The following is a 13,537-nucleotide window of genomic DNA, read 5'->3' as shown; positions in this document are numbered from 1 at the left end:
CGCCGGCACGCCTGCAACGCACCAAGAAGCGGATCGAACCATGGCTGTAGAGAAGTCCCATCTCATGCTGATCGACGGCAAATTTGTCACCGGCGAAGCCGGCAGGCGCCCGGTGATCAACCCGGCCAACGGCAAGGCTTTTGTCGACGTGCCCGAGGCAAGTCCGGATCAGGCTCGCCAGGCGATAGAGGCAGCCCGTAAGGCGCAGAAAGCCTGGGGGCTCAAATCACCCCTCGCCCGTGCGGCGATCATGAAGCGGATCGCGGTGTTGATCCGGCAGAACGCCCGACATCTGGCCGAGGTGGTCGTCAGGGAACAAGGCAAGCCGATCAATGAGGCCATGGGTGAAGTCGGCGGTGCGGCCGAGTTCTTCGACTACTACGCCGAGTTTGCCCGCCGCATTCAAGGTGAGATCCTGCCATCCGACTACGCGGGAGAGCAGGTCTGGATCCAGCGCGTACCCGTAGGCGTCGTCGCCGCCATCATTCCCTGGAATTATCCGAGCGCCCTGGTCAGCCGAAAGGTGGCGCCCGCCATGATCGCCGGCGACACCATCGTCCTTAAACCGCATGAAGACACGCCGCTTTCGGCGCTCGAAATGGCTCGCATCTTTGTGGAGGCGGGCGTGCCGGACGGCGTGGTCAACATCATAACAGGACGAGGCGAAACCATAGGCGAGGTGCTGTGCACGGAACCCGGCGTCGACCTCATCACCATGACCGGAAGCGTGCCGACCGGCAAGCGCATCATGGCGAATGCCTCGCGCAACCTGACGCCCGTTTCGCTGGAGCTTGGCGGCAAGGCCCCCTTCATCGTCCTGGCCGATGCCGATCTCGACCTGGCGGTGCGGTCGGCGGCCACTTCGCGCTACATGAATTGCGGGCAGGTCTGCATATGCAACGAACGCACGCTCGTTCACCGTTCGATTTACGATCAGTTCGTCACGCGTTTCGTGGAGTTCTCGAAGTCGCTGGTCGTCGGTGATCCGATGCAGGCGAATACCGATATCGGCCCCAAAGTAAGCCGTGAGGAATTGGAAAAGGTCGAGGTGGTCCTGGCGGAGGCCGTCGCGGGCGGCGCGAAGCTGGCTCTGGCCGGCGGACGCCCGGCCAAGGCGCCGATCGACGGCGGCTACTGGCTCAATCCGACCGTATTGACCGACGTGACGCCCGACATGCCGATCATGACGCGGGAAATCTTCGGTCCGGTCGTGCCGATCATGCCTTTCGATACCTTCGAGGAGGCCGTCAGCATCACCAATGCCAGTCGCTATGGCCTGTCGGCCTATCTTTTCACCAACGATCTGGGTCGCGTCATGAACGCCGTCAACGAGGTTTCGTTTGGCGAAATCTATGTGAACCGGATCGGGCCAGAAATGCTGCAGGGCTTCCATGTCGGCTTCCGCGAGAGCGGATTGGGCGGTGACGACGGCGTACACGGGCTCGAGAGCTACATGCGCAAGAAGACGGTCTATGTGAATTACTCGGGTGCCGCCACGGCGGCATTGATGCCTTACGGGCGCTGAACAGCGCCCAGCCAGTACGACCAGCCAGGTCGCTACCCGGCCAAAATGGCCGTTTCATCTCATCGGGAGGAATAAAATGCACTATCGTGGATTCATGGCGGCGGCTTTGGCCGTGGCACTGTCGGGGTTGGCCGCATCTTCGGCGATCGCCGACGACACCATTCCACCGGAAGCAAAGGCGTTGCTTGAGCCGTTGCCCCTATCGCCGAGAGGCCAACCCGTTCCGGGCTTCCCGGACGGTCCACCGGCGGTGTCGCCAGACGTGCTGAAATTCTCCGATGCCGACCTTGCAAAGCTGAAGGCCGGAAAGTTCACCGCCGGGCTGGTGATGCACACCATGGATGCCGGCTGGCCTCAATTGCAGGTGGCCGGGATCTCGAACACGCTCAAGGACCTTGGCATCGAGGTTGTCGGAACCACCGACGCCAAGTTCCAGCCCGGCCAGCAGATCAGCGATCTCGAGCAGATGATCGCACGCAAGCCGGATGTGATCTTCTCGATCCCGATCGATCCGAAGTCCGAATCCGAAGCCTACAAGAAGGCGGCGGCAGCCGGCATCAAGCTGGTTTTCATGGACAACGTTCCGGTCGATATGGCGCCGGGCAAGGACTATGTGTCCGTTGTCGCTTCCGACAATGAGAAGAACGCCTATTTCGCCGCGCAGGAACTTGTCGGGGCCATTGGCGGCAAGGGCGAGGTCGGCATCATCACGCTGGTCTATGACTATTACTACTCGGTCGCGGCCCGCAAGGTCGGCGCACTCAAGGCATTCGGCGAACACCCCGACATCGAGGTCGCGGACGTCGGTACCTTCACGGCGCCTGAGAAGGCCTACGAGGTCGCCACCGCCATGTTGACGGCGCATCCCGACATGAAGGGCATTTTCGTTGCCTGGGACACGCCCGCGCAGCAGGTCGTGGCCGCGGCCAAGACACTCGGCCGCGACATCGTCATCACCACGAATGACATTGCCGCAGACAGCGCGCTGAACGTTGCACGTGGCGAGTTTCTGGCCGTGGGTGCGCAACGCCCCTACGACCAGGGTGTCGCGGAGGCCAAGGCGGCCGCGCTTGCTCTGCTTGGACATGACGTCCCGCCGTACATTTCGGTACCGACATTGCGCGTCAAGAAGCTCGACCTTCTCAGTGCCCTCAAGCAGGTCACCAAGGAAGATGCGCCGGCTTCGGTGGTGAAAATCTGCAACGGCGAGTGCTTCTAGCTCATTCTTTCGCCGGCGGGCCGCAGCAGTCCGCCGGCGCTCCCCGAGCGATCGAGAAATCGTCATGGCCGAAGCGAAAACTTCAACGTCCCAGCGCCCTATCGTAACGATGCAACGCATCGGCAAGTCGTTTGGCGCGAACCGCGTGCTGTCGGACATTTCGTTCGAGGTCAAGGCCGGCGAAACGCATGCACTGCTCGGCGAAAACGGTGCGGGCAAGTCGACGCTCATGAAGATCCTCATGGGCGCGTATCGGACGGACGAAGGCCGGATTCTGTTCGACGGCGAGGATGTCACCGCCCTGTCGCTTCGAGAGAGGATCGATCGCGGAATCGCAATGATCTTCCAGGAGCTGAGCGTCTTGCCGAACCGTTCGGTTGCCGAAAACCTGTTTATCCTTCGCGAGCCGCTCGCCTTCGGCCGACGTGTCGATGCCCGAAAGATGCTGCGCGAGGCCCGGGCTCTGATCGAGCGATATGCCTTCTCGCTCGATGCTTCGGCACGTGTGGGCGACCTGGCGTTCGCTCAGCGCCAGATGGTCGAGATTCTCAAAGCGATCTCGCGAGGCGCCAAGCTGCTCGTAATGGACGAGCCGACTTCGTCCCTGACCATCCATGAGGAGGAAACGCTTTTTCGGACAATCGGTCAGCTCAAGCAGAACGGAATCGGTATCGTCTACATCAGCCATCGCATGGCCGATGTGCTGCAGCTTTCGGATCGCATCTCGATCATCAAGGATGGACGACTGGTCGGTCCGCTCGATCCGGAGAAGACGTCCATCGAGGATATCGCGGCGTTGATGTCCCGGCCCAAGGTCGAAACACCTTCCCCTGCCGCAGCCGCGCCAGCAAATCGTAAACCGGCAACGCCCGCCGGGACGCCGGCTCTTGAGGTCCGTGACCTTGCCACCTCGCGCAAACTGTCCGGCGTGTCGTTCTCGATCGGCCCGGGCGAGATCGTCGGCCTTGCCGGGCTTGTCGGCAGTGGCCGCTCGACCCTGGGCAAGGCCTTGTTCGGCGTCCTTCCGGATGTAACCGGCGATATCGCCGTCGGGAACGATCCCGTCCAGCCGGGCAGTGTCAGCAGGGCCATCGCTGCCGGTATCGCGCTTGTTCCCGAAGACCGTCGGCTCGAAGGTCTTGTGGGTGGTCGCTCGATCGAGGAGAACCTCGCCCTTCCGCGCCTTTCCGATTTCTCGCTGGCGGGTCCGTTCGGGCCGATGGCGAAGGCCCGGATAACGGCTCTGTTCAGACAATACCGGGACGATCTCAGTATTCTGTGCCGCGGTCCCTTACAGAAAGCCCAGGAGCTTTCGGGCGGCAATCAGCAGAAGATCGTCTTCGCCAAATGGCTAGCCATGAAGCCGAAGCTGTTGATCCTCGACGAACCAACCTCCGGAGTCGACATCAATGCCAAGCGCGATATGCGCGAACTTGTGCGCCGCACGGCCGGCGAAGGCGTCGCCGTACTGCTCATTTCTTCGGAACTCGAAGAACTCCTGGATTTGTCCGATCGCATTCTGGTGATGGCGCAGGGGCGGATTACGCGCAGCATCGATCGCGCGGACGACGAGACAAAACTTCGCGCGTTGCTGCAGGCCGAGGCGGCCAGACAAGTCAGTGCGCGCGCCCAGGGAGTTGCAGCATGAAACCGTCCCCTATGCCCTCGCACGCAAATGCGATAAATTTTCTCCGCGATCACATCACCTATGTGATCTTCCTGGCGATAACCCTCTACTTCGTCCTGTTTGCTCCCCACTTCGCGTCTGTCTCGACCGCAAGCGCGGTTCTGCGCATCACAGCCATCGTTTCGGCAATGGCGATCGGCATGACATTCGTCATCATCTGCGGCGAAATCGACCTGTCGGTAGGATCGGTTGCAAGTTTTTCAGGGATGATCGGAGCGCTGCTGCTCGGCCAGGATGTTCCCACCTATATGGCAGCTCTTCTGGTGCTGGCCGCCGGCGCAGCGATCGGGGCCACCTCGGGCATCCTTGTTACGAAAATACGCATTCCATCGTTTCTTGTGACCCTTGGCATGCTGTCGATCTTCTCCGGACTGGCGCTGACGATCACCGGCACCCGGCCAGTGTCTATCGTCGATGATGACTTCTCGAACCTGTTCTGGAACGGCAGTTTTCTGGGCGTGCAGGCGCCAATCTGGTGGACAATCGTCCTAACCGCCGTCGGCTATTATCTTCTGCATCAAATGCCCTTCGGCAGGCGTGTCTATGCGACCGGTGGAAATCCTGTTGCCGCCCGCTTTTCCGGGGTGCGGACGGACAGCGTCAAGATCTTCGCCTTTGTGCTGTCCGGCATGATGGCATCCCTTGCAGGCATGATGCTCGCGGCCCGCTCCACCGCCGGCAATCCCAGCCTGGGAGCGGGTCTCGAACTCGACGTCATCGCGGCCGTGATCATAGGCGGGACAAGTCTCTTCGGCGGCTCTGGATCGATCGTCGGTTCTGTCGTCGGCGCAATCTTCATAGGGATTCTCGGATTTGGTCTTCTCGTGCTCGGTCTTTCGACCAGCATCCAGGAGGTGATCAAGGGCGCTATCATCATCATTGCCGTCTCGTTGAACCGGCGTTGAAAGCAGCAGAGTTCCATGACCCGACGAAACGCGCGCTTTCCACGCGTTGACTGATGAAATCGCGCCGCGCCCACCTGAATTTCTCCCCCGGCTTCACGGCCCGCTCGGTGCCAGCGCTAACCGCCGACTTCGTTGGCCAGGTGGTCCTTCATGAGGTCACCATAGGGTTCAACATTGAATGCCGTCGGAAAATTCTCAGGCTTATATGTCGGGATCGCCGCCTTCCGATCCAGAACCGACTGATGGACCAGCGGCCGCCGTTCCTGTCGCTCGATCATGCGAGGCTCGGCTTGCGGTAGGTAGAAGCCGAGGACCGATCTTCGCTTCCATTCACGCCATTTGACCGATTTTGGGACCCACTCGAGCGGCTTCCAGCCCAGGGTCATTGAATCATGCACGATCCCCAGCGGGTCGGGGCTGACGAACGTCATCGTCCCCTCGCCCTTCCCTTCCCCGAAGACAAGCCGCTCCAGCATGCGGGAATTGGTCTGCAATCCAGATGCTTTGGCCTGATCAATCATCCAGGCGAGCGGAAATTTGGATATGGCGCTTTCCTCTTCAGGATAGCCACCGCCGACATCCGAATGAGATCCGGCGAACCAGACTTGCCTGATGTCCTGCTCTTTTGCCGGCGCAATCTTGTCGAAAGGGTTTTCGACGAATGGCTGCGGCTCGATCCACCGGTTCAGCCGGAACATGCGGCGATGCTCATCGATCGCAATTGCATGTCGAAAGACTTCGACGCTCGGGTTGGTCCTCGTATGCGGCAGTGTCAGAAGCTGTGGCAGAAGCCGGTCGCTTCGCGGCACGATGATCGACGCCACGGTGTCCCAGACACCAAGAAATCTGATGCGCGCTTCCCGGGCTCCTGAAACCTTGGAAAAGTGCCAGGCAACGTTAAGGTCGTGCTCATCGCTGGCTTGCTTGTAAGAGCTTACGGCATACTCGACGATATTGAGTTGGTCCGGATGCAGCAGGCCGATCATGTGGATCAAGCCCGCAACGGCGCGGGCTGTGTAGGCTCCCCGGCTGAAGCCAAAGAGGAAGATTGCGTCCCCTTCGACGTAGTGCCTGCAGATGAAGGCGTAGGCGCCGGCGATTTCGGCGTCGAGACCATATCCAGTTGCGAGCTCGAACACGGATTTCGCGTTCTGGCGCCATCGCGTCCAGGCATCGCTGGCACCGATGGTTCCTATGCCGGCGTCATAATAGACGCGCTGCTCCTCATTCTTCTTCAGAATGCGGAACAACTTCAAGACATTCGAGAGATTGCGCTCGATCTGGTTTCCCGTTCCATCGCAGCAGACAACGATGTTTTTGCCAGTCTGCTTCAACGCCACGGCCTCTGAAGGTCCAGTTCAGACCAACCGACTTTGACCCAAGCTGTCGATCACATCAACAGGCGTCTGACGACGGATACCGATGAGAATGTAGGCGGCGCGGTCGGCGTGTGTGCGGTGGCGAAAGAAGAGGCCTTCAATCAAAGAAGCCCGTATCCTCTTCCCTGAGATACTTCCTGGCTGCTTCGGCGTCGATATCGAGGCCCAGTCCCGGCGCTTCCAGCAGGTCCACCATGCTGTCCTTCACGATCTGCGACGGCAGGCCGATCACGAGATCCTCCCACCAGGGGTCGGAGGCGCTGGGATATTCGAAGGCGATGTAGTTGGCGGGCAAGGTGGCGCAAACGTTGATCAGGGCGCCGAGGCCCAGCAGGCCGTTCGCGGTGCCATGCGGCGCCATCAGGATCGAGTGCATGTAGGCGTGCTCGGCGACCCATTTGAGCTCGGCAATGCCGCCGATGTCGGCAGGATCGGGGCCGATGACGCGCACCGCCTGCGTCTCGATCAGCTCCTTGAAATTGTGCCGCAAGTAAATCTGCTCGCCGGTATGGATTGGCGTCGAGGTGGAGGTGGTCAGCTCCCGATAGGCCTGCGGATTGACCCACGGCACGTAGTCGCCGGTCAGCATGTCCTCTAGCCACATCAAATTGTACTTCTCCACCGCGCGAGCGAACTTGATCGCATCGGGCAGCATCCAGCCCGGGCCGCAGTCGAGCGCCAGGCTGACCTTGTCGCCCAGCACTTCCTTCATGGCGATCACGCAGTCGAGCATGTGGTTGAAACCGCGCTCGCTGATCACGCCCTGATCCATGGCACCGTGATAGCCGGCTTTCTTCTGCGTCACGCCATAATGGAAGTCCTCGATGCTGTCCTTCATGTTCGAGTGGAACGAGATTCCTTGCTTGACCATGAAGAAATTCTGCGGCTGCTCCATCATCCATTTGACGTCGGCTGCATAATCCTCCGGCCGGTCGCCCGCGCGTTTCCGGCGGATCGAGCCGTTATAGACGCGCACCTTGTCGCGGACCTTGCCGCCGAGCAGTTTGTAGGCCGGCACGCCAGCGGCCTTGCCGGCAATGTCCCACAGCGCATGCTCGATCGCGGAGACGGCGGCGCCATAGGGCTTGAACGAACCTCGCTGGCGGATCTTCAGCATCACCCGCTCGACGTCGGTCGGATCCTCGCCGATCAGCGCCTCGCGGAAATGCAGCACAAAGGGCTTGAGGTAGGTCTTGGTGAACTCGACCTCGCCAAGGCCATGCAGGCCCTCGTCGGTCACGATGCGGACGATCGGGTGCTTGCCGATGACGGCGCAGCGCAGGTCGGTGATCTTCATGGCGCAGTCCTATTTCACAGACGAGAAAGCTGTCGGCGTGAGCAGCTGGCTGCCGATATTGGCAACGATCTGGCCGTCACGCTCAGACTCGTCCCGGGCCCTGTGCCATGCCGGATCGGTGACGAAAGCCGCCCATTTCGCCTCTCGCTCGGCCAGCGATTCCCAGGCGAGGAAATAGGTGAGGCGATTGCTGTTTTCGCCGATCGCCGTGGTGAAAAACCCGGCTTGGCGGATGCCATGCCTCTCCCAGATGGCCAGCGTTTGGTCGGAAAAGCGCTTGAGCAAAGCCGGCAGCCTGCCCGGCAGGCAGTCATAGATACGCAGTTCGTAGATCATGGTTTCGTCCGTTTCTTTCTTCGCCTCTCCCCTCGGAGAGGTCGACACGAATGGTCGGTCGTTGGCCCCTGTGAGCTTGGAATGAGGGCTGGGGTCCGGGCTAACTCCAGGTCCGGTCCCAGCTATATTCATTGTCCCAATGCTCGGTGGATTGCCAGATGCCGGCGACACCCGGCTGCAGATGCTGCGAGATCACTTCGTCGACGACGTCGTCGATCCCCAGACCCGGCTTGTCCGGAACAGTGATGAACCCGCCCTTCACGAGCGGCTTGGGCGGGCCGGTGACGATATCGTCCCACCAGTCCACATCGGCGGAGTGGTATTCGAGCGCCATGAAGTTCTCGGTCGCGGTCGCGACATGGGCCGCGGCCATCGCGGCGATTGGACTTTCGGCCATGTGGATGGCCATGGCGACGCCGTGATCCTGCGCCATGTCGCCGATCTTCTTGGTCTCCAGGATGCCCCCGCTGGTGAGCAGGTCCGGGTGGATGACGGAGAGACCGCCGCTCTTGAGCAGGGGTTCGAAGGCCTCCTTGAGGTAGATGTCCTCGCCGGTGCAGATCGGCACCGAGGTGGCCTGCTGCAGTTGACGGTACTGCTCGGTATATTGCCAGGGAATCACGTCCTCGAGCCAGGCAGGAGCGTATTTCTCGATACGGCGCGACAGGCGTATGCCGTCCTGCAGCGAGATGTGACCGACATGGTCGATGGCGAGCGGGATCTCGTATCCGATCACCTCGCGGACCTCGTGGATATACTGCTCGAGCAGGTCGATCCCCTTTTCGGTGAAATGCAGGCCCGTGAACGGGTGCGGCACGTTCTGCGCATCGTAGGCGAGATTGCGCGCCTTGCGCTCCCCGAGGGATCCGCCGCGGCCGCGCGGGTTGGCGTAAAACCCTTGGAGCGCGCCGGCGGGAGCGGCCACCGCGCCCGGGACATGGGCGATCTGCATCAGGCCAAGGTCCATCTTGAGGAAGGTGAAGCCGCGGTCCATGCGCTCGTTGAGGCGTTTTCCGGTTTCGGTGCCGCTCGGTTTCTCGGCATCGGTATCGCAGTAGACGCGCACCCGATCGCGAAACTTGCCGCCAAGCATCTGGTAGACGGGGACGCCATAGGCCTTGCCGGCGAGATCCCACAGCGCGATCTCGACCGCCGACACGCCGCCGCCTTGCCGGCCGTGACCGCCGAACTGCTTGATGCGGCGAAACAGACGATCGATATCGCAAGGGTTCTCGCCAAGCAGCCGGCTTTTCAGCATCAGCGCGTAGGTGGCGCTGGCGCCGTCACGCACCTCGCCAAGCCCGACGATGCCCTGGTTGGTGTAGATCTTGAGCAGCGCCGTGGTGAACGGTGCGCCGACGATCTCGGCCACCCGCATGTCGGTGATGCGAAGGTCGGATGGTTTGGAGTTCGTGTTGACCCGATCGAGAGCCTCGCCGGCTCCGCCCGTCTTTGGCATCACTCGTCCTCGTTCTGGTTGGGTTTGTCGCCCCCGACGCGGGCCGGCATCGAGCGTTGCTAACTCAGCTCGATCTCATGGGCTTGCAGGTAATCGCGGTTCATCTCGACACCGAGCCCAGGCTTCGACGTCAGTTTGAGGCTGCCGTTCGAAACGTCGAGTGGTGTGTCGATGAGATGGTCGTATTTGCCCAGGTTCCACTCCGACGTCTCGAGTTTGTAGAAGTTAGGAACGGTCATCATCACCTGCGCGCCTGCAACCACGTTGATCGGTCCCGCAGCGTCATGCGGCGAGACCGGGACGTAGTAGGCCTCGCACAGGGCAGAGATCTTCTTGAGTTCGGTAATGCCCCCGGTCCAGGTGACGTCAGGCATGATGTAGTCAGCGAGCTTGTTTTCGAGCACCGGCACGAAGTCCCACTTGGTGTGGCCGCGCTCGCCCCACGAGATGGCGGCGCTGACCTTCTCACGCACCTGCTTGAGGGCATTGAGGCTCTCGGGCGGGCAAGGCTCCTCGAACCAGTCGATCTGGCCGGCTTCCTCGAGGCTTCGGCAGAGGCGAATGGCGGTCGGAACGTCGAAACGGCCATGCGCATCGATGAGGATATCGATATCAGGGCCCGCCGTTTCGCGGATCAGAGCCGTGAGTTCGGCCGCTTCGCGCTCGTCCTTGCGGGTCATGCTGCCATCGAGGTAGCCGTCCCGCTGTTCGCGCGACACGCCATCGGCGCCACGTCCCTGATGCGGGAAAGGATCAAACTTGAGCGCAGTGTGTCCGGACTCGACGATGTCCCGAATTTCGCGGACCACCGCCTCCTTGCTGGTAAATTTGGACTGGTTGGGATGGGTGTAGAGCGCGATTTCATCGCGCACCGGCCCGCCCAGCAGCTCGTAGATCGGCTTGCCCAAAACTTTGCCCCGGATGTCCCAGAGAGCTATGTCGATGGCGCTCACGCATTCGACCGCGGCGCCGCGGCTGCCCATATAGGTGAAGCTGCGGAAAATCTTGTGCCAGAGATGCTCGATCCGGGCCGGGTCCTCGCCGGTCACGGCAGCACCGATCTGCCGCAGGATCGTGCAGAGAGCGCGGTTGGCGAGCCTGGTGGTGGTTGTGATCTCTCCCCAGCCGCTCACCCCCTCGTCGGTCGTCACTTCGACGAACAGGTACTCTCCCCAATAGGACGCGTCGGACTTGATCAGCCACGGCCGAATGCTCGTAATTTTCATATCAGCTACCTCTGTCTGATCGTCGGGCTAACGATGTTCTGGATCGGGCATACTATCCGGCCCGAGCGGCGTTGCGCGCACGCATATGTTCGAGGATGTGCCGGCCGGAGCCCTCGACGTGGCGAGCAACGAGTTCGGCCGCCTTGTCGGCGTCTCCGGCTTTTACGAACGCGATGAGCTCGCGGTGCTCGCGAATGATCGCGGCACGCCGGGCAAGCGTGAAATTGAAACGCCGGCTTACGGCTCGCAGCACTTCACGATGCTTCCACCAAAGCTCGGCGGCATGGCGGTTGTAATGCCGCTGGTACATCACTGTGTGGAAGGCTGTATCCAGCTCGCTGTGCCTGAATGTATCGGCGAAGTTGTTCTCTTCAATCAGGTCCTGGAGACGTTGGAGTTCGGCAATGTCCTCGCCGGTGGCCATATTCACAAACCATCGCGTCAGGGCCGGCTCGATCAGAACGCCGATCTCATAAATATCGCGGACAAACTCCTGATCGATAGGCCGGACGCGCGCCCCGCGGTTGGGGAGAAAGGTAACAAAGCCTTCGCCGCGCAAGAGCTGCAGGGCCTCGCGAACGGGGTTGGTCGAGGTGCCGTGGCGCCGGGCGAGATCAGTGACCACAAGCCGTTCGTTGGCGGCAAGCCGTCCCTCGATAATGTCTTCCCTGATCAGCTCATAAAGCGAGGCGCCCTCGCTAGACGCCCCTATGGGGTCAATCCCCACCGGTGGCTTGGCTTTGAAATCGTTTGGTTCGGCCAAGGCCGGCTCCCCTGGATTAATACACACTCTTTCCGATTAACACGCAAAGTTTGGATAAACAATGTACGATCTAACGCGTTGACAGGCAATTCATGATCTGAAAACGTACAAGGCTCCCGAACGGGTACACAGGTACAAAGACGTCCTGCGATCGAACGAGCAAAAACCGCTTTTGCCTCGCCGCAAAGCGGCATGGGAGAACCAGGGAGGATACCTATGACGAGGATTATACTCGGCAGTGCGGTCCTGCGCGGCACTGTCGTCAGCGCCTTGGCGGCATCGCTGATGTCCACAGCGGCGCTGGGCGCGCCGCCGGTCGACCTCAGCAAGTGGTCGCCGGAATATGTCCGCGCCATTGCGGGAACACAGGATTTCGACACGGCGGCCGATTGTGCCAAGGTCACCCCGCTGGACTACAAGGGGCGACTGACCTTCTGGTATCAGGGTGTGTTCGAGGGCGACCCTGACCTCCTGCGCCAGTACTACAAGGAATTCTTCGAAACCTTCCGGAAGACCTATCCAAACATCCAGCTCGAGGAACAAGCCCTCACCTATAACGACCTTCTCGACAAGTTCCGCACCGCGCTCTTGGGCAATGCCGCGCCGATGGCGGTCCGCCTGCAAATCCTGGGTGGGACCGAATTCGCTTCAAAAGGCTATCTGCAGCCGCTCAAGCCCGAGGATGTCGGCTATTCGACCGAGGACTTCTGGCCCGGCGCCATGAAGGCCGTGACCTGGGACGGGGTGACCTACGGCATTCCAACCAACAACGAAACGATGGCGTTCATCTGGAACGCCGACATCTTCAAACGCGCCGGCCTCGATCCGGAAAAGCCACCGGCAACCTGGGACGACGTCGTCAAATATTCCAAGCAGATCCACGACAAGCTCGGCATTGCCGGCTACGGCCTCGTGGCTCGCAAGAATGCCGGCAATACGCCCTATCGCTTCATGCCTCAGCTATGGGCCTATGGTGGCGGCGTCTTCGACGAAGCGGCGGCAAACCCGACCTATGAGCAGGTCGAGCTCGATAGCCCGCAGAGCAAGGCGGCGCTGCAGGCTTCCTACGACATGTATGTTCGTGACAAGTCGGTTCCGGTTTCGGCACTCACCAACCAGCAGGCCGACAACCAGCCCCTGTTCGTCGCCGGCCAACTGGGCATGATGATCTCGCACCCGTCCGACTACAACGTCATGCTCGACCTGCAGAAGAAGGCGACGGGCACCGACAAGGACAAGGCGCAGACCGTCATCGACAATATGCGCTACGGCCTGATACCGGCTGGGCCCGACGGCAAGCGCGCGGTCGTGTTCGGCGGCTCGAACATCCACATCCTGAAGCCCGAATATGTCGAAGGCGGCAAGGTAGACGAGCCGGCCGCGAAGGCTATCATCTGCATGTGGACGAGCCCTGAATGGTCGCTGAAGATGGCCTATGCCGGATCGAATCCCGGCAACCTGAACGGCTTCAAGACCAAATGGATGAAGGAACGTCTGGACAACATCAAATTCCTCGATGTCACGACCTCGATGCTGCCATACGGCATCCCGTTCCCGGCGCTGCCGCAGGCCCCGGAGATCATGAACATCATCGTCCCGGACATGCTGCAGAATGCCCTGACCGGAGCGATGACCGTCGACCAGGCGGCGGACGACGCGGCCCAGAAGGTGAAGGACCTGATGGGCGGGCTCTAGTCCGCGCCTGACCTACGACCTGACCGGCTGCGCCGACAGTGCAGCC

General features: G+C 61.1%; 11 protein-coding genes. 5 read left to right on the top strand and 6 right to left on the bottom strand.

The window, feature by feature from the left end; genetic code table 11:
• Window positions 1–40: 40 nt before the first annotated feature.
• The 4 genes from aldA to LB533_RS17615 all read left to right on the top strand — a co-directional run bounded on the left by aldA (window position 41) and on the right by LB533_RS17615 (window position 5,336).
• Entirely contained in the window at window positions 41–1,525 is a 1,485-nt protein-coding gene (gene aldA, locus LB533_RS17630; RefSeq protein ID WP_224677825.1) for an aldehyde dehydrogenase, read from the top strand.
• A gap of 76 nt (window positions 1,526–1,601) precedes the next feature.
• On the top strand, window positions 1,602–2,744 hold the full coding sequence (locus LB533_RS17625) for a substrate-binding domain-containing protein (protein ID WP_224677824.1): 1,143 nt from the start codon (window positions 1,602–1,604) through the stop codon (window positions 2,742–2,744).
• Between the two features lie 64 nt (window positions 2,745–2,808).
• Window positions 2,809–4,392 (top strand): sugar ABC transporter ATP-binding protein, encoded by a 1,584-nt coding sequence (locus LB533_RS17620; RefSeq protein ID WP_140639874.1) that lies wholly within the window; start codon window positions 2,809–2,811, stop codon window positions 4,390–4,392.
• Window positions 4,389–5,336, top strand: a complete 948-nt coding sequence (locus LB533_RS17615) for an ABC transporter permease (RefSeq protein ID WP_181169380.1) — start codon at window positions 4,389–4,391, stop codon at window positions 5,334–5,336. Before LB533_RS17620 ends, LB533_RS17615 begins: the two co-directional genes overlap by 4 nt.
• 116 nt (window positions 5,337–5,452) lie before the next feature.
• Here LB533_RS17615 and LB533_RS17610 read toward each other — a convergent pair whose 3' ends face one another.
• From LB533_RS17610 to LB533_RS17585, 6 genes are all read right to left on the bottom strand, one after another.
• Window positions 5,453–6,676, bottom strand: coding sequence for a T6SS phospholipase effector Tle1-like catalytic domain-containing protein (locus LB533_RS17610; RefSeq protein WP_224556954.1), 1,224 nt, complete (start codon window positions 6,674–6,676; stop codon window positions 5,453–5,455).
• A gap of 136 nt (window positions 6,677–6,812) precedes the next feature.
• Window positions 6,813–8,012 carry a mandelate racemase/muconate lactonizing enzyme family protein gene (locus LB533_RS17605; protein ID WP_140639876.1) on the bottom strand — a complete coding sequence of 400 codons (1,200 nt, stop codon included), beginning with the start codon at window positions 8,010–8,012 and terminating at the stop codon, window positions 6,813–6,815.
• Window positions 8,013–8,021: 9 nt separating this feature from the next.
• Window positions 8,022–8,348 (bottom strand): NIPSNAP family protein, encoded by a 327-nt coding sequence (locus tag LB533_RS17600; protein ID WP_140639877.1) that lies wholly within the window; start codon window positions 8,346–8,348, stop codon window positions 8,022–8,024.
• Between the two features lie 100 nt (window positions 8,349–8,448).
• Complete coding sequence (locus LB533_RS17595) at window positions 8,449–9,807, bottom strand: mandelate racemase/muconate lactonizing enzyme family protein (protein WP_224677823.1); 1,359 nt, start codon at window positions 9,805–9,807, stop codon at window positions 8,449–8,451.
• Between the two features lie 59 nt (window positions 9,808–9,866).
• On the bottom strand, window positions 9,867–11,033 hold the full coding sequence (locus tag LB533_RS17590) for a mandelate racemase/muconate lactonizing enzyme family protein (RefSeq protein ID WP_140639879.1): 1,167 nt from the start codon (window positions 11,031–11,033) through the stop codon (window positions 9,867–9,869).
• 52 nt (window positions 11,034–11,085) lie between these two features.
• Window positions 11,086–11,796, bottom strand: coding sequence for a GntR family transcriptional regulator (locus tag LB533_RS17585; protein WP_140496537.1), 711 nt, complete (start codon window positions 11,794–11,796; stop codon window positions 11,086–11,088).
• Between the two features lie 216 nt (window positions 11,797–12,012).
• Between LB533_RS17585 and LB533_RS17580 the strand changes: the two genes are divergently transcribed.
• On the top strand, window positions 12,013–13,491 hold the full coding sequence (locus LB533_RS17580; protein ID WP_140639880.1) for an ABC transporter substrate-binding protein: 1,479 nt from the start codon (window positions 12,013–12,015) through the stop codon (window positions 13,489–13,491).
• Window positions 13,492–13,537 lie beyond the last annotated feature (46 nt).

It is taken from the genome of Mesorhizobium sp. BR1-1-13, from assembly GCF_020165515.1.
In the GTDB taxonomy this organism is placed as follows: Bacteria; Pseudomonadota; Alphaproteobacteria; order Rhizobiales; family Rhizobiaceae; genus Mesorhizobium.
Note: the sequence above shows the minus strand (reverse complement) of the source record. Positions and strands in the feature narration are given on the sequence as shown.